We start from the raw sequence: 22965 nt of genomic DNA on the forward strand, positions 1-22965 counted from the left end.
ACCTGCTAGTTCAGTACGGCTTGTCGCCGATGATGCCGGCGCGTTCCATCTTGCGATGGCACGGCGGGTAGTCCATCACCGCATAGTGCTGCGTGCTGCGGTTGTCCCAGATCGCGATGCTGTTCTTCTGCCAGCGCCAGCGCACCTGGTACTCGGGGATGTACGCCTGGCTGATCAGATAGCGCAGCAGATCGCCCGCGCCCGGATTCGCGTCCTGTCCGAAACGCACGCGTTCAGGCGTGTGATAGTTCGTGAAATGGCTGGTGAAGGCGTTCACGAACAGCACCTTCTCGTCCGTCTCCGGGTGCGTGCGCACGACCGGGTGCTCGGCGTCCGGAAACTGCGCCTTCAACGCGAGCCGCTTTTCGATCCGCATCGCGGCACCGAAGCTCGCCTCGATGCTGTGGCGCGCGCGCAGGTCCGCGATCTGCGTCTTCACGTGCGCCGGCAAATTCTCATAGGCGAGGACCATGTTCGCCCACATCGTGTCGCCGCCGACGGGCGGGCACTCCACGCAGCGCAGCACGGCGCCGAATTGCGGCGCTTCGCGCCACGTGGCGTCGGCATGCCACGCGTTTTCGTAGCGGTCGTTGGGCTGATCCGGGGTCTTGTAGATGCGCACGAGACCCGGATGCTCCGGATCGCTGCCCGCGACCGGATGGTCTTCCAGTTCGCCGAAGCGGCGCGCAAACGCCAGGTGTTCGGCGCGCGTGATGTCCTGGTCGCGCAGGAACAGAACCCGGTGCTTCAGCAGCGCAGAGCGGATCTGGGCAAACAGGCCATCGTCGTTGATCGCATGGGCGAGATTCACCCCGGTCAGTTCGGCGCCGATCGAGTACGTCAATTGTTCGACTCGCATGACTAGCTCCTCAGATCACGAAGACCGACGAACCCGTCGTCTTACGCGATTCCAGATCCCGATGCGCTTGCGCCGCATCTTCGAGCGCATAACGCTGATTGACCTCGATGCTGATGCGTCCCGACGCGATGAGTTCGAAGATTTCGCCGGCAAGCTCGTTCTTCTCGACCGGGTCGGCGATGTAGTCCGCGAGCGCCGGGCGAGTCAGATAGAGCGAGCCCTTCATCGCCAGCAGTTGCGGATTGAACGGCGGAATCGGGCCGGAAGCCGTACCGACGCAAACCATCAGACCGCGGCGCTTCAACGAATCGAGCGAGGCCTCAAAGGTATCCTTGCCGACGCTGTCGAACACCACGTTCACGCCGACACCATCGGTCAGTTCGCGTACGCGCTTTGCGACGTCTTCGCGGCTGTAGTTGATGGTGTGATCGCAGCCGTGCGCGCGGGCCACCTCGCCCTTGGCCTCGGTCGAAACCGTGCCGATCACGGTCAGACCCAGCAGCTTCGCCCATTGCGAAACGATCAGGCCGACACCGCCGGCGGCGGCATGCAGAAGGATCGTGTCGCCCACCTTGAAGTCGTGAATGCGGCGCATCAGATACGCGGCGGTCAGGCCGCGCATGGTCATGCCGGCCGCCGTTTCGCAGTCGATCGCATCGGGCAGCCGGATCAGCGGCGCAGCCGGAATCAGGCGTTCGGTGCTATACGCGCCGAGCGTGTTGATAAAGCCCGTGTAGGTCACACGATCGCCCACTGCCACGTTCGTCACGTCCGGGCCAACGGCTTCGACCACGCCCGCGGCCTCCACGCCCATCCCTGCGGGCAGCGGGACCGGGTACAGGCCGCTGCGGAAGTAGGTGTCGGCGAAATTGAGGCCCACTGCCTGATGGCGCAGGCGAACCTGTCCGGGGCCGGGGTTGCCCACTTCGACGTCCTCGTAGCGCAGGACGTCGGGACCACCGGTTTCATGAAAGCGAACTGCCTTTGCCATGTTGAATCTCCAATTCTTTACAAGATCTGCAATCTGCAGAGTTCGTTGCGCCCGCGGCGCAGTGACGGGTTCTGTTCACCACGTCGTCCGTGCGGCGCGCTGCGATGTCAGCGTGCGGCCTGCTCACGCAGGGTGTTCAGACGATCCAGGTCGCCCGAGTAGTTCCGTTTGCCGATCATGAATGCGGCAGCCGCGACGAGCGGTGCGAACGGCACCAGTTGCAACGCACCCAGCAGCCCGATCCGATCGGCGACAATGCCGGTGAGGACAGCCGCCGGCGCGAGGCCCAGCAGGTTGTTCGCGAGCGTCAGGGTCGCAAACGCCGAGGCATGAATCGTCGGCGGCGTGAGGTTCGCCACCATCGCGCCCGACGGGCCGCTCGCGCCGGCGCAGAAGAACATGCCGGCACCGATCACGACGAGTTGCCACGGCCCCGCGGGCATCTGGAAGCCAATCGCGAGCAGGACGAAACAGGCGAGGCAGAAAGCGATCGCGGCGACCCATTTGCGTTCCCGGGCGTTCTTGCTGAGCCGGTCAGCGAGGTTTCCGCACACCACCATACCCACCCCGGTTATCAGCACGAACACCGCTGCGCACATCGCGGCCTTGCCGGTGGCCATGCCGTAGTAGCGATTCAGGAAGCTCGGCAACCACGCCCACACAGCGGCGGGAACCAGCAGATGAAGGCCGCTGCCCACATAAGCGCACACCACGGACTTCGTCGAGAACAGTCCCCGCATCAGCGCGCGCAGGCTCATGCACACGCCGCGCGATTGCGCCTGCCTCGTCACGCTCGCCGGCTGCAGCTGCACGAGACGCTTTTCGGTGACGACCAGGCGGTAGATCACGACCAGCACGATCCCCATCGCCGCCATTGCGCCGAATGCCGAACGCCAGCCGAGGTGAGCCGCCACCGCGCCGCCGAGGGCCATGCCCAGCACCGAGCCGAATGCGCCGCCCGCCATGAAGGTGCCGGTCAGCGTGGAGCGCAGCCGCACCGGAAAAATGCTCAGGACAACCGCGATGCCGACACTACCGTAGGCCGCTTCGCCGATACCGACGAAGGCACGCGCAAGCAGCAACTGGCCATAGCTCGTCGCGACCGCGCAGCCCGCCGTCGCGAGACTCCACATCGCCGCCATCAGCACGATGCTCTTCACACGGCCCCAGCGGTCGGCGAGCACCGACAGCGGAAACGTGAGCACACCGACCATCAGCGCGACCACGCTGCTGAGCGAACCCAGCTGCGCGTCGGACAAATGCCATGCGGCCTTGAGCGGCGGAAACACGGCATTCAATACCTGCCGCGACATGTAGTCGGAAAGCAGCAACCCGACCGTCAACGCAAACACCACCCACGCATAAGCGCGCACGCCCGTCTGTGCTGCCGAAACTTCGCCCGTCGTGGGCCCAGCATGCTGAATCAGCATGGTTCTGTCTCCTTCCTGTCTGACGCCCTGGCGGCCGCCTTGCCCGCGAGGGCCAACGACCTGTTATGGATTCCGCTACCGGCTCCCCGCTATGCGCCGGGGAGCGCTATCCGTGAAGCCCGGCCTCGGCTTACGCGTCGGTCCGGGCTCCCGGCGATCACGCCGCGCGCAGCGGCATGTTCCTGACGCCGGCCTGGCGGTTCGGCGCCATACCGTTGGCGACGAGCGTCTCGTCGATCGTCTCGTACTGCACACCAATACGATAGATCTCGCGCGCTTCTTTACCAGTGGCAATCTCGCGCCCCAGTTCACGCGCGACGCGCACGCACTGCTCGATCTGCTGCACCGACGTGAAGCGCTTGCCGTGCTGGTCGATGATCGTGTCCTCGATGCCGCAGCGCGGATGCAGGCCCATCGACATCGCCATCATGTTGAACGGCAGCACGTTCTTCAGCAGCGACTCGGCGGTGAGCGTGCAGCCATCCGGCGCGCGATGCACGAAGTTGAAGAAGTTGAACGGATTCGGGCCGTCGAAGCCGCCACCGATACCGATCCACGTCAGGTTCAGCGGTCCCTTGTACACGCCCTTGCGCACGAGGCGCTCGAGCGTTTCGAGCGCGTGGATGCCGGTGAGCTGGAAGTGCGGCTGGATCCCCGAAGCCTGAAGGCGGCGCAGGTGCTCCTCGACCCATGCGGGGCCAGCCGGAACGGTCATTTCACTATAGGCGGTCATGAACGCGGGGTTGGACAGCGAGGTGCCTTCCAGATACTCCGGATAGAGCAGCTCCATGATGTTCATCTGCGTGGTGTTGATCGCGACCGTCACCTGATCGGGCTTCGGTTCGAGATCGGCCAGCATGTGGCGCGTGTCGTCGGACAGCCACTTCGCGCTCTGTCCTTCATCTTCCGGTGCAAACGAAATCGAGCCACCGACCTGAATGATCATGTCGGGCACCGCGGCACGCACACCCGCGATCAGTTCATTGAACTTCGACAGGCGCTTCGAGCCCTTGCCGTCCAGTTCACGCACATGCAGGTGCAGTACCGTGGCGCCGGCGTTGTAACAATCGACGGCCTTCTGGATCTGCTCGTCCATGGTGACTGGGATGTCTTCCGGGAAGTCCTCGGGCATCCATTCCGGGCCGTACGGCGCCGTTGTGATGACTACCTTGTCCTGATTCTCAGGGTGCAGCGAATCGTCGAGAAACTGCATTTGTTTGCCTCCGTCCAGTTTGGGGTGACGCTGTTCCGATGTCGCGAAGTCGCTTGAAATTCGCTGGAACATTTCGAACGCCATGTACCCACGATACGGCAATCGCACGCTACACTTTTATGATTGGGCGCCATCCTTTTAGCCATTCGTGCCACTTCGCGTTAACACCAATCTGTGCGCGAAGCAAGCGTTTAATGACAAGAAAATGACCCCGCATGTGAATGCGTCCGGAGAAACCACGATGGAAACAAGGGTGACGTCGGTAGCCATGAGCGGCTATTTCGAAGTGACGCGACGGCTCGGACTGAATCCGGTCGAGCTCGCGAAACAGGCCGGCATCGATGCCGGCGCGCTCGCGAATCCGGACGATCGCGTACCGATCGCCGCCTGCTGCCGGCTGCTGGAAATGACGGCCGAAAAGGCCTCCTGCCCAACTTTCGCGCTGCAAATGGCGGAAACGCGGCAGACCTTCGGCAGCGGCGTGGTCAATGTCCTGCTCGCGCACAAACGCACGCTGCGCGAAGTGCTGCTGGCTGCGGCCCAATACCGTCATCTGCTGAACGAAGCGCTGGCGGTCCATGTCGAGGACGCGGACAAAACGGTCACCATTCGGGAGGAACTCGTCGTCGAACCGGGTACCCCGACAACGCAGGCGATCGAGCTGGCGCTCGGTGTCCTCGCGCGGCACTCCAGCGCGCTGCTCGGCAAGTTCTGGAAACCGCGCGAGGTCCATTTCACGCACCCGGCGCCCGCGGACCTGACGTTTCATCGGCGCTTCTTCGGCTGTCCGCTGGAGTTCGGCAGCGACTTCAACGGGTTCGTTTGCGCGAGCGCCGATCTCGACTACCCGAATCCGCTAGCCGACCCTGAACTCGTGCGCTATGCGGAGAGCCTTGCGTCTCCGCTGAACGTGACCGGTGCGGAATCGGCCGCGCTCGAAGTGCGCAAGGCGATCTACCTGCTGCTGCCGCTCGAGCAGGCGAACGCCGAGCTGGTTGCTCGTCATTTGCGTCTGAGCGTGCGCACCATGCAACGCCAGTTGAATTCGGCCGGCACCAGCTTCTCGGATCAGGTGGAGGAAGTCCGCGGAGAACTTGCCGTGCGCTACATGAGCAATCCCAGCTATCCGATCGGACGGGTCTCCGCGCTTCTCGGTTATGCGCAACAGGGATCGTTCACGAACTGGTTCGTGTCTCGCTTCCACATGACGCCGCGCCACTGGCGCGCGAGCCATTCGAAATGATGAGGCGCGCCGCAAGTGAAGACAAAAAAACGGAGGGTGATGCACTGAACATCACCCTCCGTTCACGCGGTACGCGCCATGGCCATCCGGTCATGCGGCACGAAGCTTCACATACCGGCCCGGCGCGCTCTCGATGGTCTTGTACTTTCGATTGCCGAGCTTCGCACGCGCCTCGATCTGTTCGCCGGAATGCTGTTTGACCCAGTCTATCCAGTGATTCCACCAGCTACCGCGCCGCTGAACCGCCGTTGCGCGCCAGTCGTCGGCATTCTCGTCGCAGGTATCGTTGGTCCAGTAGCTGCGTTTGTTCTTCGACGCCGGATTGATCACGCCCGCGATATGGCCGCTTGCCCCCAGCACGAACTCGGTTTGACCGCCCAGTAACTGCGTCGATCGATACGCGGATCGCCACGGCACGATGTGATCTTCGTCGGCCGCCATCAGATAGCTCGGCATATCGATGTTGCCGAGATCGACGGGCGTATCGCAACAGGTCAGTTTGTTCGGCACGCACAGACTGTTTTCGAGGTACATATTGCGCAGATAGTAGCTGTACATCGGGCCGGGCAAATTGGTCGTGTCCGCGTTCCAGTAAAGCAGATCGAACGCAGCCGGGGTTTTGCCTTTCAGGTAGTTGTTCACGACATACGGCCAGATCAGATCGTTGGCACGCAGCGACTGGAATACGAAGCCGAGTTCGCGCCCGGGATAAAGCCCGCCACCACCGATCGTCCGCTCGCGCAGCGACACACCCTGCTCGTCGATGAAGACGCCGAGATCACCCGGGTCGTTGAAGTCGAGCAGCGCCGTCAACAGCGTCAGGCTCGCCACGGGGTCCTCGCCGTTCGCACGCATGATCGCCAGCGCCGACGACAGCATCGTGCCGCCCACGCACCAGCCCAATGCGTTGACCTTGTCGGCCCCACTGATGGCTCGCGCGACGCTGATCGCCTGCATCACGCCATCCTCGAGGTAGGCGTCCCATGTGGTCTGCGCCATGTCCTGCTGCGGATTGCGCCAAGACACGACGAACACGGTCAGCCCCTGCTCGCAGGCGAAGCGCACGAAGGAATTTTCCGGCTGAAGATCCAGAATGTAGAACTTGTTGATACACGGAGGAACGATCACGAGCGGTCTTGCGGCGACCTTCGGCGTCAGCGGTGCGTACTGGATCAGCTGCAACAGATCGTTTTCATAGACCACCGCGCCGCTCGATGTGGCAACGCTGCGGCCCACTTCGAACGCGCTTTGATCGGTGATCGAAATCGAGCCGTTGCCCAGGTCGTCGAGCAGTTGCGTCAAGCCCGCGAGCAGACTCGATCCGCCCGATTCCACCGCCGCCCGGATGACCTCGGGATTCGTCACGGCGAAATTCGCGGGGCTCGCGAAGTCGATGAATTGACGCGTGAAAAAGCGCAGCTTGTGCTTGTCCTTTTCATCGAGCGTGCTCGCCTCGACGAGTTCCGCGAGCGCCCGGGCATTGATCAGATAGCTCTGTTTCAGAAGGCTGTACCAGCCGATGCTGGACCAGTCGTCGGCGTGAAACCGCCGGTCTCCGTGCTCGGGCTCGGCGACCGACTTCACTGCCGGCCGCGCGCCGATCAGCCCGGCGACGGCGTCGCCCCACAGTTCCGCCTGCTGTTGCAGGTATTGGGTGCTCGCGTGCGTCATGGTGCCTCGCGCGACGAGCCCGTTGGAATCGATATCAGCGCGCTCGGCGTCGAGCACCGTCGTCGCGTGTCCATCCATGACGGGCGAAATGCGCCAGAAATCGAAGCCGGCGTTGACCCAGCCCGTGGAGAACTCGTGTGGCATGCTAAATGGCATTCTCATGGCGAACTCGCTGTCATCCGTTGGCGACGGCGGAAGCCGCGCTCGCCTCGACACGGTCGGCGCACGACGTCGGCATCACCACGGCGTCGCCTTCGATCACCACCTTGCCGCCGACCGTGCAAACGGTGGACAGCACCACGCGGCGCTTGTCGTGAATCAGTTCCTTGACGATAACTTCTGCCTGAACGGTGTCGCCGGGTCGAACCGGCGCCTTGAAACGCAGGTTCTGACCGAGATAGATCGTGCCCGGGCCAGGCAGCCGCCCCGCGATTGCCGCGGAGATGATGCTCGCGGTCAGCATCCCGTGAGCGATGCGCCCCTTGAAGGGTGTCGTTTGCGCAAACTGCTCGTTGATGTGAACCGCGTTGATGTCGCCCGACGCGCCCGCGAACAGCAGAATGTCCGCCTCCGTGATGGTCTTGGCGAAATGGGCGCTCATGCCCGGTCGCAGGTCTTCGAAATCGTATCCGTTAAGCTCATTCATGATTGTTCCACTTGCTGGGCACGTGTTTGCCCTGTGCTGGATGCATACTACGCATGGGGACGGGATCTCACCGCTGGATGCGGTTAGCCCAGAGCGTGCTCGAGCTCCGGCACGACGGCGAACAGATCGCCAACGAGACCGTAATCGGCGACGCTGAAAATCGGCGCTTCTTCGTCCTTGTTGATCGCGACGATGACCTTTGAGTCCTTCATGCCCGCGAGGTGCTGGATCGCACCCGAGATGCCGACCGCGACGTACAGTTGCGGCGCGACGATCTTGCCCGTCTGGCCGACCTGATAGTCGTTCGGCACGAAGCCCGCGTCGACGGCCGCGCGCGAGGCGCCGAGCGCCGCGCCGAGCCTGTCGGCCAGCGGTTCCAGCACCTTCGTGTAGTTCTCGCCGCTGCCCAGACCCCGGCCACCCGACACGATGATCTTCGCGCTCGTCAGTTCCGGACGATCGAGCTTCGTCACTTCGCGGCTCACGAACTGCGAGATGCCGGCGTCGGCTGCCGCTTCGATCTTCTCGACCGCTGCGCTGCCGCCAACGGCGGCGACCGCGTCGAAGCCCGTCGAGCGCACGGTGATGACCTTGACCGGATCTTGAGACTGAACCGTCGCGATCGCGTTGCCCGCGTAGATCGGACGCTCGAACGTGTCGGCGCTATCCACGGCCGTGATGTCGCTGATCTGCGCGACGTCGAGCTTCGCCGCGATACGCGGCGCGATGTTCTTGCCGTAGGCGCTGGCCGGCGCGAGGATGTGCGTGTAGTGCTTCGCCGCATCTTGCACCAGCGTCAGCACCGTTGCTTCGACGTTTTCCGCGAGGCCTGCGGCGAGTTGCGGCGCGTCGGCGAGCAGCACCTTCGCGACGCCCGCGATCTGCGCTGCGGCGTCGGCCGCCGCCTGCGCGTTGTGACCCGCGACCAACACGTGAATATCACCGCCGATCTTCTGTGCCGCTGCGATCGTGTTCAGCGTCGCGGCCTTGATCGACGCATTGTCGTGTTCTGCAATTACCAGGTTCGTCATTTCTTGGGTCTCCTCACAGCACCTTGGCTTCGCTCTTCAGCTTCTCGACCAGCGTCTTCACGTCCGGCACCTTCACACCGGCGGAGCGCTTCGGCGGCTCGGCGACTTTCAGCGTCTTCAGACGCGGCGTGACATCGACGCCGAGCTCCTCGGGCTTGAGCGTTTCCAGCGGCTTCTTTTTCGCCTTCATGATGTTCGGCAACGTCACGTAGCGCGGCTCGTTCAGGCGCAGATCGGTGGTGACCACAGCGGGCAGCGTCAGCGACAGCGTTTCCGCGCCGCCGTCCACTTCACGCGACACCGTTGCCTTGCCGTCCGCCACGACCACCTTCGACGCGAACGTCGCCTGCGGCAGATTCGCGAGCGCGGCGAGCATCTGGCCGGTCTGGTTGGAGTCGTCGTCGATGGCCTGCTTGCCGAGGATCACCAGCTGCGGCTGCTCCCTGTCGACCAGCGCCTTGAGCAGCTTCGCGACCGCGAGCGGCTGCAGGTCTTCGTTCGATTCGATCAGGATCGCGCGGTCCGCGCCGATCGCCAGCGCGGTGCGCAGCGTTTCCTGCGCCTGCGTCACACCGGCCGACACGGCGATCACCTCGGTCGCGACGCCCGCTTCCTTCAGACGCACGGCTTCTTCCACCGCGATTTCGTCGAACGGGTTCATCGACATTTTCACGTTCGCGATGTCGACGCCCGTCCCGTCCGATTTCACGCGGACTTTCACGTTGTAATCGACCACTCGCTTGACTGCTACAAGAACTCTCACAACACTCTCCTTCCCTATCGATAGGGCCGAGCCCTACCGCTTTAAATGGCACATCACGTCTCTTGATCGATCAAAACTGGTCTTCGCGCAGCGCCAATGCGCCTTCGCCGTCGCGAGCGCCGCGAATCGCCGCTTCGAGCGCGACTGCACGAGGCAGCACCTGGGTCGCGTAGCTGTGCGCGGTCGCGATCTTCGCGTCATAGAAAGCCGGATCTTCATCGCGTTTGTCGGCCGCGAGCACGAGCGAGCGTGCGACTTGCCAACCCGCGAGCACGATGCCCGCGAGCATCAGATAGGAGACACTGCCCGCGAACACCGCGTTCGGGTCGCTTTTGACGTGCTCGATGACGTAGCGCACCGCGCTGTTCAATGACTCGCGGCCGGCGGACAGATGCCGGTGCATCGCCTGAAAGGCGGCGCTCGAACGGTACGAGGCATGCGCTTGCAGCCCCGCCAATGTCATGTCGATCTGCCCGAGCAGCATCCCGGCCACCTCGCCGTTGTCGCGCATGGTCTTGCGGCCGACCAGGTCGTTCGCCTGGATCGCCGTCGTGCCTTCGTAGATCGGCAGAATGCGCGCGTCGCGGTAGTACTGCGCGGCGCCGGTTTCCTCGATGAAGCCCATGCCGCCGTGCACCTGCACACCCAGGCTCGTCACCTCCAGCGACATCTCCGTGCTCCAGCCCTTCACGATCGGCACCAGGTATTCGTAGATCGCCTGATGCTTCGCCCGCGTCGCGTCGTCCGGATGACGATGCGCGAGATCGCAATGCGACGCCGCCACGTAGGCCAGCGCGCGTGCGCCTTCGGTCAGCGCGCGCATGGTCGCGAGCATGCGCCGCACGTCGGGATGCTGGATGATCGCGACCGGCTGCTTCGCCGATCCATCGACGGGACGGCTCTGCACGCGCTCCTTCGCATACGCGACGGCCTGCTGGTACGCGCGATCCGAGATGGCCACACCCTGTACCCCCACGGCAAAGCGCGCAGCATTCATCATGATGAACATGTACTCCAGACCGCGGTTCTCCTCACCGACGAGCTGCCCGATCGCGCCGCCGTGATCGCCGAACTGCAGCACCGCAGTCGGGCTCGCCTTGATACCGAGCTTGTGTTCGATCGATACGCAGTGCACGTCGTTGCGCTCGCCGAGCGAACCGTCTTCATTGACGAGGAACTTCGGCACGGTGAACAGCGAAATGCCTTTCACGCCTTCGGGCGCGTTGGATGTGCGCGCGAGCACCAGATGCACGATGTTCTCGGTCATGTCGTGCTCGCCCCAGGTAATGAAAATCTTCGTGCCGAAGATCCGGTACGAGCCGTCGGCTTGCGGCTCGGCGCGGGTGCGCACGAGCGCGAGATCGGAGCCGGCTTGCGGCTCGGTCAGATTCATCGTGCCGGTCCACTCGCCGGAGATCAGCTTCGGCACGTAGCGTTGCTTCTGCTCTTCGCTACCCGCCGTCAGCAGCGCTTCGATCGCGCCGTCGGTCAACAGCGGACACAGTCCCAGCGACAGGTTGGCGGCGTTGAGCATTTCGATGCAGGGCGTCGACAGCAGCTTGGGCAGGTCCTGACCGCCGTATTCAGACGGATGTTGCAAACCCTGCCAGCCGCCTTCGGTGAACTGGCGGAACGCGTCCTTGAAACCGGACGTGGCGCTCACCGCGCCGTCCTTCCAGGTGCTCGGGCTGCGGTCGCCGTCGAAGTTCAGCGGCGCAAGCACGCCCTCGTGCAGCCGCGCGGCCTCTTCGAGCACGGCCCGCGCGGTGTCGGCGGTCGCGTCCTCGCAGCCGGGCAAGCCCGACAGTTGGTCGATGCCGGCCAGTTCCGTAATTGCAAACAACATGTCCTTGAGAGGCGCGACGTAGCTCATTGCCATTCTTCCGATCAGATAGTACGTAGGGGATGTCACCCGTCTTGCGGCGCTGCGGCCGGGGTAACGTATGGCTGAATCGTAGCGCCGGACAGGCCCTACCCGGTTGTCCAAACCGGACGATCTATTGACATCCCTGGCCACGCCGGCGGGGGTGGGCGGCGCGTCGGAGCCGCGTCGGCACGTATCGCCGACGCATTGATGTGACGAGATCAGCCACCCCGGCGATAGGCCGCCGGCGTGCTGCCCGTCCAGTGACGGAACGCTCTGTGAAAGGCGGTCGGGTCGCCGAAGCCGATGTCGCCCGCAATGATGGCGATGGGCTCGCGCGTGCCTGTCAGGCGCAGGATCGCGATGTCGCGGCGCAGTTCGTCCTTGAGCACCTGAAACGCGGTGCCCTCGGCGGCGAGCCGACGGCACAGCGTTCTGACCGAACAGTGCAGGCCTTCGGCCGCCTCTTCGATGGTCGGGACGTCGGGTAGCCGGGACGCCAGATATTCCCGCACGCGATGACTGAAAAGCTGCTCGTTGAACGACACGAAGATCCAGTCTTCGGGCGCGCGAGCGAGAAATCTGCGCAGGTTCGCCTTGCGCTGGCGCACGGGCATGTCGAAATAGGCACTGCTGAACTGCATCGAGGTCTGAGGGCAGTCGAACTTCGCCGGTCCGGGAAACAGATACAGATACTCGAGCGCGTGAGGCGGACGGGGAAAGGCGAATTGCACCTGCAACAACGCGATCCGCTGGCCGATGAGCCACGACGCAATCCCATGGGCCAATTTCAGCATCAATTCCTGGCCCAGTACGCCGGGTTGCGCGCCCGTGCTTCCCGGATGCAGCGTCAGACTCGCGACGAGTTCGCCCCGGCGCGACTCGAAGCGGAAGTCGTCGAGCACGAGATGAAAGAACTGGCCGAACCGGTGCATCGCGGTTTCGAGATTGGGCGCGTCCAGCAGGCTCAGGCACAGAAACTTGAGCGCGCCGCTGCGCAGCGGCCGCGAGAAAACGCCGGGCATTTCATCGTCGAGTTCGATCGCGAGCGCGCGATAGAGCGTCGAGAACTGTTCCTCGGTGACGCGCGCCCCAGGCTGGTCCAGAAGCGCACGCGGGATGTTCGCGGCCGACAGATGCCGGTCGACGATATCCGGCCGAGTCCCGACGCTGCCGAGGAAACCATTGACGAGCGAGATCGGCACGGTTGCGCCAGGAGCGTGCATGAGGTGGTTCCGCGAGGCGAAGACGCATCAGCATAGCGCCTCCCGTCGCATTCTGGCGATGCTTCAGCGAGTCGTTACGCGAGTGCCGGCGATTGGGTCGCCGCGGTACCGGTAGCCTGGCGCCTACTGCGCCGACGCGTGCGAGCGAAGGTACGGCACGTATCCGTTCTGAGTCTTCAGGATCTTGTCGGCGCACTCGTCGTAGTCCGAGCCCTTCTCGCTGTCGGGCCCGTACATGCCGCGGCACTGCGCGAACAGCGACAGCGTCGCGCCGCCCGTGCTCTTGTCCGCGCGGGTCGCTGAGAAAGCGGCTTTGCCCGAATCGTCGGGCACGTCGGTATCGATCGCGATCGCATCCGCGCGGATCACGTGCGTGTCGGAATGCTGCTCGATATAGCGCTTCGTCGCCGCCCAGGCGGCATCGCAATTGGCCGGCGTGCAATCGATCACCGCGTTGCGTTGCGCGGCGGCGAGATTCGGTTCGCTGTGAAGGATGTCCTGTTGGACGCGCTGCGCCTGCTTTTCCGGGGACGAGCAGGCAGCAAGTGCACAGGCGACGAGTGCGAAGGCAGCGATCTTTTTCATGAGTAGACTTCCCTGGGCAGATTCGAGCGCGATTATAGCCGCGTGGGGGAAGCGATTGCGCATTCAAGACTCAGCCGCCGGATCACACACCGCACCAGCCCCTAAGGAAACGCTGATTTATTCGGCTCGGCGGTCATCGCCGGCGTAGCTGAGGACGTTATAGAAGACAGCTCACGGAACAGACTCACGATGATGAAGAGGCAAATTGGCTTCGCGGAAGCGGAAATTGCAGGCAAGAGGCGAGTGACGAGGCGCCAACGCTTCCTCGCCGAGATGGAGAAGGTTGTTCCGTGGCAGCGATTGCTGTCGGCAATCGAGCCGTACTATCCGAAGGGCACGCGAGGCCGCCCGCCGATTGGCCTGGAGCGAATGCTGCGGATCTACTTTCTGCAACAGTGGTACGGGCTGTCGGACGAGGGACTGGAAGACGCGCTGTATGACAGCATCGCGCTGCGAGCCTTCGCTGGCATCGATCTGGCAGTCGAGAACGTGCCTGATGCAACCACACTGTTGAAGTTCCGGCGCCTGCTGATCGAACACGAACTGACACGAAAGTTGTTCGACGAGATTGGCATCTCGCTGTGCGAGCGTGGGCTGATGATGAAGGAAGGTACGCTGGTTGACGCGACGATCATTGAAGCGCCGCCGTCGACCAAGAACGCCGGGAAGAGTCGTGACCCGGAAATGCACCAAACGAAGAAGGGAAATGAATGGCACTTTGGGATGAAAGCCCACATTGGCGTCGACGCCGATTCGGGCCTGATTCACAGTGTGGTTGGCACGGCGGCCAACGTGTCGGATGTATCACAAGCGCATGCCCTGTTGCACGGACATGAGGAGCAGGCGTTCGCCGATGCGGGCTACATTGGCGTAGACAAGCGCGAGGAAATGGCGGGTAAGACCGTGAAGTGGAACGTCGCTGCCAAGCGGGGAAAGGTCAGGGCGATGCAGGAGGGAGCGCTGAAGGAATTGATGATCGCGGTCGAGCGAACCAAAGCGCAGATCCGTTCGCGAGTTGAGCATCCGTTCCATATCGTCAAGAACCTCTTTCACCATCGCAAGACCCGATACAAGGGCTTGGCCAAGAACACCGCGCAACTGTTCAGCCTGTTCGCTCTGGCGAATCTGGTGATTGCGCGAAATCTGATGCGATCGGTCCATGGGAGCAATCCGTCAGGCGCATGAAAAATGCGAGCAGCGAGGCTCGTTTGCGCGTCCAATTCAGCGAATTGAGCGTCGAATCGCTTTGTCATCCGGAAAATTCGACGCCGTCTCGACTGCAATTTGGGCAGTTGGGCCATTGATCAGCGTTTCCCTAAGTGTTCGCCACCAGCAATTCCTCCGCATTGGCCGGCGGACGCAGGCCATCCGTGCGACCCGCGAAATAGCGCTGCGTCAGATCGGCCGCGGACACATGCCGCGCCTCGTCAAAGCCGACTTCGTGCGCCATTGCGATGATCTGCTGCGGCGTGAAGAAGCTGATGAACGGCGTCCCACTCGCACGCGCGCCCTTCTCCGCCATTTCGAGTCCGGGGCGCACGTCCGGGTCCGCCATCTCCAGCGGCAGCAGAAACGTCATCGCGAACGTCGAGCCACGCGCGAGCCCGGCCACTTCACGCAGCGTCGCCGCGTTCGCCTCCTTCGTCAGATACATGCTGACGCCGGTCGACACCACGACGGCTGGCCTGCTTTCGTCGAACCCTTCGGCGACGAGACGCTGCCGCCAGCTATCGCCCGCTTCGAAGTCGACCGGCACGAACCGCAGCCAGTCCGGCAACCCGAAACCAAGCTCGCTCAGCCGCTGACGCTTCCACGCTTGCGGTCCCGGCGGGTCGACCTCGAACACGGTGAGCCGCGACGCGATGTCGGGCCGGCGTTGCGCGAAGCTGTCGAGACCGGCGCCGAGAATCACGTATTGACCCACGCCGCGCCGGGCCTGCTCGACGACCAGATCCTCGATAAAGCGTGCGCGCGCGACGATCGACGCGCGAAACGGCCGCGTGAACCGCGGGTCCATGTCGCCGCGGCTGCGCCAGTCTTCGGCGGGTGCCAGCAACTGCAAGCCGACTTCGTCTTCGAGCACGTGCGGCGGCGCGTCGGCCTGCACGTGCAGCGCACGCCATAACGCGACGCGCGCGGCGGTGCTGTCGGGTGCGGGGTGTCGTTGATCGCTCATGACTGTGTCAATCCTGTCGGTTCATTGGCGCCCGGTTACTTCAGGAACTGGAAATCGCAGCCCTCATCGGCCTGCAGAATTTCCTGCTCATACAACTTCGCGTAGCCGCGCTTCGCCGGCGTCTGCGTTCGCGCCGGCAACGCGGCGCGGCGTCGCTCGAGCTCGTCATCCGGCACGAGCAATTCGAGCGAGCGATTCGCGACGCTCAAGCGAATGCGATCGCCGTTGCGCACGAGCCCTAGCGGGCCGCCCGACGCCGCATCGGGCGTGATGTGCAGCACGATTGTGCCGTACGCGGTACCGCTCATGCGCGCGTCCGACATCCGCACCATGTCCTTCACGCCGGCGCGCGCGAGCTTTGCCGGAATCGGCAGATAACCGGCTTCGGGCATCGCCGATGCACTGGTGGGACCGGCATTTTGCAGCACCAGAAAATCGTCGGCGCTGACGTCGAGCTCGTCGCTATCGACGCGGTTGGCCAAGTCTTCGAGCGATTCGAACACGACCGCGCGACCTTCCTTCTCGAACAGTTTCGGATCGGCCGCCGAACGCTTCAGGATCGCGCCGCGCGGCGCGAGGTTGCCGAACAGCGCGACGAGGCCGCCATTGTCGCGCACCGGCTGCGCGTATGGCCGCACCACCGTGTGATCGACCCAGCTCACATCGTGCAGCCGGTCGCCGAGGGTTTCACCGGTCACCGTGCGGCAGTCGAGATGCAGCAGATGCTTGATCTCCCGCAGGATCGCCGGCACGCCGCCCGCCGCGTACAGGTCTTCCATATAGTGATCGCCGGTCGGCTTCAGGTTGACGAGCACCGGTGTGGTGTCGCTCAGTTGGTTCAGCCGCTGCAGATCGACCTTCACGCCGACACGGCCCGCGATCGCCGTCAGATGAATCATCGCGTTCGTCGAGCCGCCGATCGCGAGCAGCACGCGCAGCGCATTCTCGACGGACTGCGCGGTGATGATCTCGCTCGGCAGGATCGGTTTCGCGATCAGATCGAACGCGACGCGCCCGGTTTGTTCCGCGATGCGCAGACGGTCCGCATCGACGGCGGGACACGCGGCGCTATTTGCGGGCATCATGCCGAGCGTTTCGGCGATGATCGTCATCGTGCTTGCGGTGCCCATTACCGCGCAGGTGCCCGCGGTAGACGCGAGCCGTCGTTCGACGATGCCGATTTCCTGCGCGTCGATTTCGGTCGCGCGGAATCCGGCCCAGAAACGCCGGCAATCGGTGCAGGCGCCGAGCCGCTCGCCGCGATGCCGGCTCGTCGACATCGGCCCGGCGACCAGTTGCACCGCGGGCAGATTCGCGGACGCCGCGCCCATTAGCTGCGCGGGCACGGTCTTGTCGCAACCGCCGAGCAGCACGACCGAATCCATCGGCTGCGCGCGCGTCATTTCCTCGACGTCCATCGACATCAGGTTGCGAAACTTCAGGCTCGTCGGCGTCAGGAACGTCTCGCCGAGCGAGATGGTCGGAAACTCGATCGGCAGACCACCGGCCGCGAGCACGCCGCGCTTGACCGCCTCGATCATCTCGGGAAAATGCCGGTGACAGTTGTTGAAGCCGCTCGCCGAATGTGCGATGCCGACGATCGGCCGGTCCAGCATCTCGCGGCTATAGCCCATCGAACTCGCGAACGTGCGGCGCAAATACACGCTGAACTCGCGGTCGCCGTAGTTGGTCAGGCCTTTGGCGAAGCCGACCGGCTTGTTGCTGGGTTGATCGCTCATGGTATGTGCTTGCTCGGGTTGATCCGCCAATGCCACCGCGCTCAATGAAAAAACGGCAGCGTGAGAAACAGCTTGATGATGATCGCGTTGACGATGTCCATGAAAAACGCGCCAGTCATCGGCACGATCAGGAACGCGATATGGGAATGGCCGAAGCGGTTCGTGATCGCCTGCATGTTCGCGATCGCGGTCGGCGTGGCGCCAAGGCCGAGCCCGCATTGTGCCGCGCACAATACGACCGCGTCGTAGTTGCGGCCCATCACCGGAAACGTGATGAACACCGCGTAGAGCGCCATCAGCACGGTCTGCGCGATGAGGATTGCGACGATCGGCACGGCGAGCGCGGCAAGCTCCCAAAGATTGAGACGCATCAGCGCCATGGCGAGAAAGAGCGCGAGCGCCACGTTGCCGATGAGCGCGACTGCGTGCTGGTCGATGCGCACACGCGCCAGCGCGAGCGCGTTGTTCAGGATCACGCCGGTAAACAACACGCAAACGAAGGTCGGCAACTCGAACACGGTGCCCGCGATCCGGTCGGCCAACACTTCGCCGCCCGCGAGGCAGATCGAGATCAGCGCGAGCGTCGTGATGATTGCGGCGGGCGTGGTGGCCTGCTGAGCTTTCGGCTCCTCGAAGACCAGCGTTTCTTCATCGCGCTGCCCGACGCTCAGCAGTTCGTCGGCGCTGATTCGCCGCATCAGCAGCCGCGCGAGCGGACCGCCGAGCACGCCACCTATCACGAGCCCGAACGTCGCGCAGCCGATCGCGATCTCGGTCGCCGACTCCAGTCCGTGACGCTCGGTGAAGACCTGGCTCCATGCGGCACCGGTGCCGTGGCCGCCCGACAGCGTGACCGAGCCGCCGAGAATGCCGAGCAGCGGATCGACGCCGAGCGCGAACGCGAGCAGCAGGCCGACCACGTTCTGCAGGATCAGCAGCCCGCTGACCAGCGCGAGAAAGCGGATCAACACCGGTCCGCCCGCCTTCAGGCTCGACAGATGCGCATTCAGACCGATCGTCGAGAAAAACGCGAGCATCAACGGCACCTGCATCGTCGAATCGAACTTGATCTCGACGTGCGTGGTGATGCGCGTAATCAGCACGCAGATCGCGACGATGAGCCCGCCTGCCACTGGCGCCGGAATCGAATAGGCCCGTAGCACGCCGATCCATTGCACGAGCTTTTCGCCGAGGAGCAGCACGAGCGACGTCGCGACCAGCGTCGCATACACGCCGATAGTCATGAATGGCCTCCGAGTGGGAGCGTGACCACGTTTTCTGTTTTGCCGGCGCGACCCCGCGAATCAAGCTTCGGAAGCGCGCGCAACCCAGCGACATCTTAGCCAATCCGGCATACGCGTAGACCGACGCTACGAAATTCTTGACCAACGGACCCCTGACCCGCTTCCTGCTTTTGGAACGGGTGCCGGAGATCGTTGACTCCGGGAGTCCTGGCCGATCTTCGATATCAACAGCACCTGCGACTATGCTGCAAGTTCGACGTATCCCATTCCAAACGCGACATTTTTCCCGAGCCGATCAGTGTCGATTTTCTCATCACGGAGACGGGCAACGAAGGGTACCGATCCTGAGATCGCCCACACCTTTGCCAGGCTTTTCATGGACCATGATCAGAACAACCTCGTTCTCAACGAATTGGTCGAATTCGCACGCGAAAATCTACGGGTTCGCCCAGACACCGCGCTCGACCTCTTCCGTATTGCGCGTGGTCACGTCTCATTCCCATCTCACTGACAGGACGGATCGCAAAAAAACCGTCGTGTGATTTTGCGCGCCGTCAATAATGCCTGACTTTCAACCCAGCCCGACCTCGAAACTACGCCCCGGAATGGCTTTGTGCGTGACCCAGGAACGGACACACCCACTTTCTGCGCCTGACTCATGTGTTCGACGAGTGTGTTTACGCGATGTGGGTCGGAGAGCCCGACTGGGCCGGCCCCCGCGAAAACGATCCGACCGCACAGGCGCTCGGATACAAGATGGACGCGTCGAAGGTCGACAAGACGAAATTCCCTCGGTACCAGGCAGGGCAGACCTGTGCCAATTGCCAACTGTATCAAGGCAAACCCGGTTCCACGAATGGGCCGTGTCCGACCTACGGGGGCAAACTGGTCGACGCAAAAGGGTGGTGTAACGCCTACGTGAAAAAGGCGTAATTTACACGCCGTCGTTGTCATTGGCGTGGCAGCGATTTGCTGCGGCGACCAGCGCCAGTAGACCAGGTGATCGTGCACACGCCGATAAAGCGCGCTGCCTTCGGTCAATATGCGCGGTCGCGCGAGAGTTCGTATGCTGCCACCCTTCCGATGTTCGATCATGATCGCCGCGCGTTCTTCCGCACTCAGATGCTTGTAGTTCTTCTTCATCGCAACACCCTATCTCATTCAAGGTGTTGCACTTGGAACTAGAGACTAAGCAGTTCGGCCGGCATTCGGGCACGCCGATGCGCTTGCCCTTCAGGTCTTCAGGCTTGTCAATATCGCGATCCGCTCGCACATAGATCGAACCAAAACGAAACTCCCGCGACGGAAAGATCGTCACCGCGATGTGCAGCACCGGCCGCCGCTTGCCGTTGCGCGCCCCTTTCGCGCCGGTGTAGTCACCGAAAAAATTGCCCTCCGTTTCCTGTTTCGACGGATTCACCCCAGCATGCTTCCCGAGATCGATGACGACAACGTAGCCGTCCCCGCCGAAGCGCATCACACCACGCGCAGCCAGCGCCTCACAAATCAGATCCATCGGCGATGAATCTCGCCTATCTATATTAGGGATCGAATATCCCTGATCCTGCGGCACTTCCGACCATACGTACTTTCCCGGATGCCTCCAAAGGTTCTTGCCAATTTAACTAGATCTCTAATATAGTTGAGCAACACCTGTTGATGAAGGCGACCTGTCGCCGGGAGACATTCCATGCTGACCCACCAAGAAAATGAATTGCTGTGCCGCGTTGAAGGCGATGCCCCGATGGGCCAACTGATGCGCCGGCACTGGACGCCGGTTTGCCTCATCGAAGAAGTCAGCGAGCCGGATGGTGCGCCGGTCAAAGCGCGCGTATTTGGCGAAGACCTCGTCGTATTCCGGGACTCGGAAGGCAGCGTTGGTGTGCTGGACGAGTACTGCCCGCACCGTCGCGCATCGCTCGTCTACGGCCGCAATGAAGACTCCGGCCTGCGCTGCCTGTATCACGGCTGGAAGTTCGACGTCTCGGGCAACGTGCTTGAAATGGTGTCCGAGCCGGCCGCGAGCTGCATGACCGACAAGGTCAAGCACAAGGCCTACCCGGTGCAGGAATGGGGCGGCATGGTGTGGGCGTATATGGGCCCGCAAGACGTCATCCCCGAATTCGTGCCGCCGGCCTGGGCGCCGACTGCCGACACCCGCGCGAGCATCGCCAAGGCGCTGCTGCCGTGCAATTGGGCGCAAATCCTCGAAGGCGCGATCGACTCCGCGCACAGCTCCAGCCTGCATTCGTCCGACTTCGTGCCGGCACGCGTCGGCGGCGCCGAAGCGACCGGGAAGAACTGGTTGCGCCCGTCCACCGACAAGGCCCCGCGCCTGCAGGTCGAGCGCACCGACTACGGCTTCCGTTACGCTGCGCTGCGCCGCCCGATCTTCAACGCCAACACGCACGACTACGTGCGCTCCACGGTGTTCGTGGCGCCGGGAACGGTGCTGATTCCGCCGAACAATCTCTACAACGTTGCGAACATCAACGTGCCGATGGACGACACGAACACGGCGTTCTACTTCATCGCCTGGGGCGATCCGGAGACGACGCCGGAAAACGAAACGTGGCGCAAGTTCCTGCGTCAGCAGGTCGGTGTTGATCTGGACCAGTACTATCGTCCGCTGCGCAATCACGACAACCGCTTCTGGCAGGACCGCCAGGCGATGAAAGCTGGCAATTTCACGGGTATTTCGGGCTTCCCGAACCAGGACATCGCGATGTGGGTCACGATGGGCCCGATTGCGAACCGCTCGGACGAGCGCCTCGGCGCGAGCGATCTCGCCATCGTCGAATTCCGTCGCCGCATGATCGATGCGATCGCCGAATTCGAGAATGATGGCGAAGCAATTGGCACCGGTGCAAAGGCGATTTCCCGGGAAGTGTGTTCGTACCAGGCTGTCGTGCCGAAGGAAATCGACTGGCGCACGTATGCCGCGCGCTACGTCAGCAAAAAGAATCCGGAACCGGCCGACCAGCCGTCCGCGCTTGCAACGGACTATCAGGTCAAGCAATAACAGGAGGCACACGGCCATGGAGCAGCGCCGTTTGCGCATCGGGGTCGCAGGACTGGGACGGGCATTCTCGCTGATGCTGCCGACCTTCCTGCGCGACCCCAGAGTCCAACTCGTCGCTGCGTGCGATCCGCGTGACGAAGCGCGGCGGCAGTTCGCCGCCGACTTCGCTGCGCCCACCTATGCGGACGTGGCGGAGTTGGCGGATGACCCCAACGTCGAGATCATCTACGTTGCGAGTCCGCACCAGTTCCACGCGCAGCACACTGAAATTGCCGCGGCAAAAGGCAAACACGTGCTGGTCGAAAAGCCGATGGCGCTCGCCGCTGCGGACTGCGATCGCATGATCGCTGCATGCCGCGCAGCGCACGTGCATCTGATCGTCGGCCATTGCCACAGTTTCGACACGCCGTACCTGTGTACGCGCGAATTGATCAGTCGCGGCGATTTCGGCGCGGTGAAAATGATCCAGGCCGTGAACTACACCGACTACCTGTACCGCCCGCGCCGGCCCGAGGAGCTGGCCACGGCTGAAGGTGGCGGCGCCGTCTTCAGCCAGGCGGCTCACCAGGTCGATATCGTGCGAATGCTCGCCGGCTCGCGCGCGACGCGGCTGCGCGCGAGTGTGGGACGGTGGGATCCGTCACGCCCGACCGAAGGCGCCTATTCGGCGCTGATCTGGTTCGAGAGCGGTGCCTATGCCTCGCTCTCGTACAACGGCTACGGCTACTTCAACACCGAAGAGTGGAGCGGCTGGATCGGCGAAATGGGCGATCGTACAAGCCCCGACACGTACGGCAGCGCCCGCCGCCGTCTGGAGACGCTCGCGTCCTCGGGCGACGAAGCCAGACTCAAGGCGGCCGGCACCTACGGCGGATCGGCATACAAGCCGCCGACGGCCGCCGCGGACGAGCCGCCGCGCTTTCATCAGCATTTCGGTCCGATCATCGTCTCGTGCGAACGCGCGGACCTGCGCCCGCTGCCCGATTCAATCGTCGTCTACGGCGACGAGCAGCGCCAAACGCTGCCACTGCCTGCACCCGTCGTGCCGCGCGCCGAAGTCATCGACGAGTTGTATGGCGCGGTCGTCGACGGACACTCGCCCCTTCACGATGGCGAATGGGCAAAGGGCACGCTGGAAATCTGTATCGCGATTCTGAAGTCGAGCGAAACGGGCGCAGATATAACGCTTTGATAGTTCGAGGTAAGCGCAAAAGCCCTCACTGCCCTCGTTTGAACTGAGCCTGGTACAGTTAAAACGAGGG

The 22965-nt window shown here is 63.2% G+C and carries 19 protein-coding genes and 2 pseudogenes; 5 read left to right on the forward strand and 16 right to left on the reverse strand.

What is annotated here, in order from left to right:
- Nucleotides 1-10 precede the first annotated feature (10 nt).
- The 4 genes from OKW43_RS02385 to OKW43_RS02400 all read right to left on the reverse strand — a co-directional run bounded on the left by OKW43_RS02385 (nucleotide 11) and on the right by OKW43_RS02400 (nucleotide 4493).
- The gene (locus tag OKW43_RS02385; RefSeq protein ID WP_429444976.1) at nucleotides 11-859 is read right to left on the reverse strand and encodes a TauD/TfdA dioxygenase family protein; all 849 of its coding nucleotides are present in this window, start codon (nucleotides 857-859) and stop codon (nucleotides 11-13) included.
- A gap of 10 nt (nucleotides 860-869) precedes the next feature.
- Complete coding sequence (locus tag OKW43_RS02390; protein ID WP_429444978.1) at nucleotides 870-1850, reverse strand: quinone oxidoreductase family protein; 981 nt, start codon at nucleotides 1848-1850, stop codon at nucleotides 870-872.
- Nucleotides 1851-1957: 107 nt separating this feature from the next.
- Nucleotides 1958-3280 carry an MFS transporter gene (locus OKW43_RS02395; protein WP_187636236.1) on the reverse strand — a complete coding sequence of 441 codons (1323 nt, stop codon included), beginning with the start codon at nucleotides 3278-3280 and terminating at the stop codon, nucleotides 1958-1960.
- A gap of 157 nt (nucleotides 3281-3437) precedes the next feature.
- Complete coding sequence (locus OKW43_RS02400; RefSeq protein WP_187636237.1) at nucleotides 3438-4493, reverse strand: 3-keto-5-aminohexanoate cleavage protein; 1056 nt, start codon at nucleotides 4491-4493, stop codon at nucleotides 3438-3440.
- 241 nt (nucleotides 4494-4734) lie between these two features.
- Between OKW43_RS02400 and OKW43_RS02405 the strand changes: the two genes are divergently transcribed.
- Nucleotides 4735-5736: an AraC family transcriptional regulator gene (locus OKW43_RS02405; protein WP_187636238.1), complete on the forward strand. Its 1002-nt coding sequence runs from the start codon at nucleotides 4735-4737 to the stop codon at nucleotides 5734-5736.
- Between the two features lie 90 nt (nucleotides 5737-5826).
- On the opposite strand, the gene phaC is transcribed toward OKW43_RS02405, so the two are convergent.
- The 7 genes from phaC to OKW43_RS02440 form a co-directional block, all read right to left on the reverse strand.
- A complete protein-coding gene (gene phaC, locus OKW43_RS02410; protein WP_429444981.1) occupies nucleotides 5827-7569 on the reverse strand; it encodes a class I poly(R)-hydroxyalkanoic acid synthase in 1743 nt (580 codons plus the stop codon).
- 13 nt (nucleotides 7570-7582) lie between these two features.
- Nucleotides 7583-8053 (reverse strand): MaoC family dehydratase, encoded by a 471-nt coding sequence (locus OKW43_RS02415; RefSeq protein WP_429444983.1) that lies wholly within the window; start codon nucleotides 8051-8053, stop codon nucleotides 7583-7585.
- 83 nt (nucleotides 8054-8136) lie between these two features.
- On the reverse strand, nucleotides 8137-9084 hold the full coding sequence (locus tag OKW43_RS02420) for an electron transfer flavoprotein subunit alpha/FixB family protein (protein WP_429444985.1): 948 nt from the start codon (nucleotides 9082-9084) through the stop codon (nucleotides 8137-8139).
- Between the two features lie 13 nt (nucleotides 9085-9097).
- Nucleotides 9098-9847, reverse strand: a complete 750-nt coding sequence (locus OKW43_RS02425; protein ID WP_429444987.1) for an electron transfer flavoprotein subunit beta/FixA family protein — start codon at nucleotides 9845-9847, stop codon at nucleotides 9098-9100.
- A gap of 70 nt (nucleotides 9848-9917) precedes the next feature.
- On the reverse strand, nucleotides 9918-11720 hold the full coding sequence (locus OKW43_RS02430; protein ID WP_429444989.1) for an acyl-CoA dehydrogenase: 1803 nt from the start codon (nucleotides 11718-11720) through the stop codon (nucleotides 9918-9920).
- Nucleotides 11721-11932: 212 nt separating this feature from the next.
- Complete coding sequence (locus tag OKW43_RS02435; protein ID WP_187637077.1) at nucleotides 11933-12937, reverse strand: AraC family transcriptional regulator; 1005 nt, start codon at nucleotides 12935-12937, stop codon at nucleotides 11933-11935.
- 123 nt (nucleotides 12938-13060) lie between these two features.
- Complete coding sequence (locus OKW43_RS02440; RefSeq protein ID WP_187637076.1) at nucleotides 13061-13522, reverse strand: hypothetical protein; 462 nt, start codon at nucleotides 13520-13522, stop codon at nucleotides 13061-13063.
- 192 nt (nucleotides 13523-13714) lie between these two features.
- Between OKW43_RS02440 and OKW43_RS02445 the strand changes: the two genes are divergently transcribed.
- Nucleotides 13715-14707, forward strand: a complete 993-nt coding sequence (locus OKW43_RS02445; RefSeq protein ID WP_187639754.1) for an IS5 family transposase — start codon at nucleotides 13715-13717, stop codon at nucleotides 14705-14707.
- 130 nt (nucleotides 14708-14837) lie between these two features.
- Here the strand turns inward: OKW43_RS02445 and OKW43_RS02450 are convergent, their stop codons facing one another.
- From OKW43_RS02450 to gltS, 3 genes are read right to left on the reverse strand one after another with little or no spacing between them, the layout of a single operon-like run.
- A complete protein-coding gene (locus OKW43_RS02450) occupies nucleotides 14838-15698 on the reverse strand; it encodes a class I SAM-dependent methyltransferase (RefSeq protein ID WP_429444992.1) in 861 nt (286 codons plus the stop codon).
- Nucleotides 15699-15733: 35 nt separating this feature from the next.
- A complete protein-coding gene (locus OKW43_RS02455) occupies nucleotides 15734-17437 on the reverse strand; it encodes a dihydroxy-acid dehydratase (RefSeq protein ID WP_429444994.1) in 1704 nt (567 codons plus the stop codon).
- Nucleotides 17438-17478: 41 nt separating this feature from the next.
- A complete protein-coding gene (gene gltS, locus OKW43_RS02460) occupies nucleotides 17479-18681 on the reverse strand; it encodes a sodium/glutamate symporter (protein WP_429444996.1) in 1203 nt (400 codons plus the stop codon).
- A gap of 684 nt (nucleotides 18682-19365) precedes the next feature.
- On the opposite strand from gltS, the gene OKW43_RS02465 reads away from it, so the two are divergent.
- On the forward strand, nucleotides 19366-19614 hold the full coding sequence (locus tag OKW43_RS02465; protein WP_429444998.1) for a high-potential iron-sulfur protein: 249 nt from the start codon (nucleotides 19366-19368) through the stop codon (nucleotides 19612-19614).
- 27 nt (nucleotides 19615-19641) lie between these two features.
- Here the strand turns inward: OKW43_RS02465 and OKW43_RS02470 are convergent.
- Together OKW43_RS02470 and OKW43_RS02475 are read right to left on the reverse strand one after the other, a co-directional pair.
- Nucleotides 19642-19824: pseudogene (locus tag OKW43_RS02470) on the reverse strand (IS30 family transposase); the annotation flags it as partial.
- 64 nt (nucleotides 19825-19888) lie between these two features.
- Nucleotides 19889-20008 (reverse strand): annotated as a pseudogene (locus tag OKW43_RS02475) (ABC transporter substrate-binding protein); the annotation flags it as partial.
- Nucleotides 20009-20371: 363 nt separating this feature from the next.
- On the opposite strand from OKW43_RS02475, the gene OKW43_RS02480 reads away from it, so the two are divergent.
- Entirely contained in the window at nucleotides 20372-21703 is a 1332-nt protein-coding gene (locus tag OKW43_RS02480; protein ID WP_429444999.1) for a Rieske 2Fe-2S domain-containing protein, read from the forward strand.
- Nucleotides 21704-21719: 16 nt separating this feature from the next.
- Nucleotides 21720-22895, forward strand: a complete 1176-nt coding sequence (locus OKW43_RS02485) for a Gfo/Idh/MocA family protein (protein ID WP_429445001.1) — start codon at nucleotides 21720-21722, stop codon at nucleotides 22893-22895.
- Nucleotides 22896-22965 lie beyond the last annotated feature (70 nt).

It is taken from the genome of Paraburkholderia sp. WC7.3g (genome assembly GCF_050436345.1).
Taxonomy (GTDB): Bacteria; Pseudomonadota; Gammaproteobacteria; order Burkholderiales; family Burkholderiaceae; genus Paraburkholderia; species Paraburkholderia podalyriae.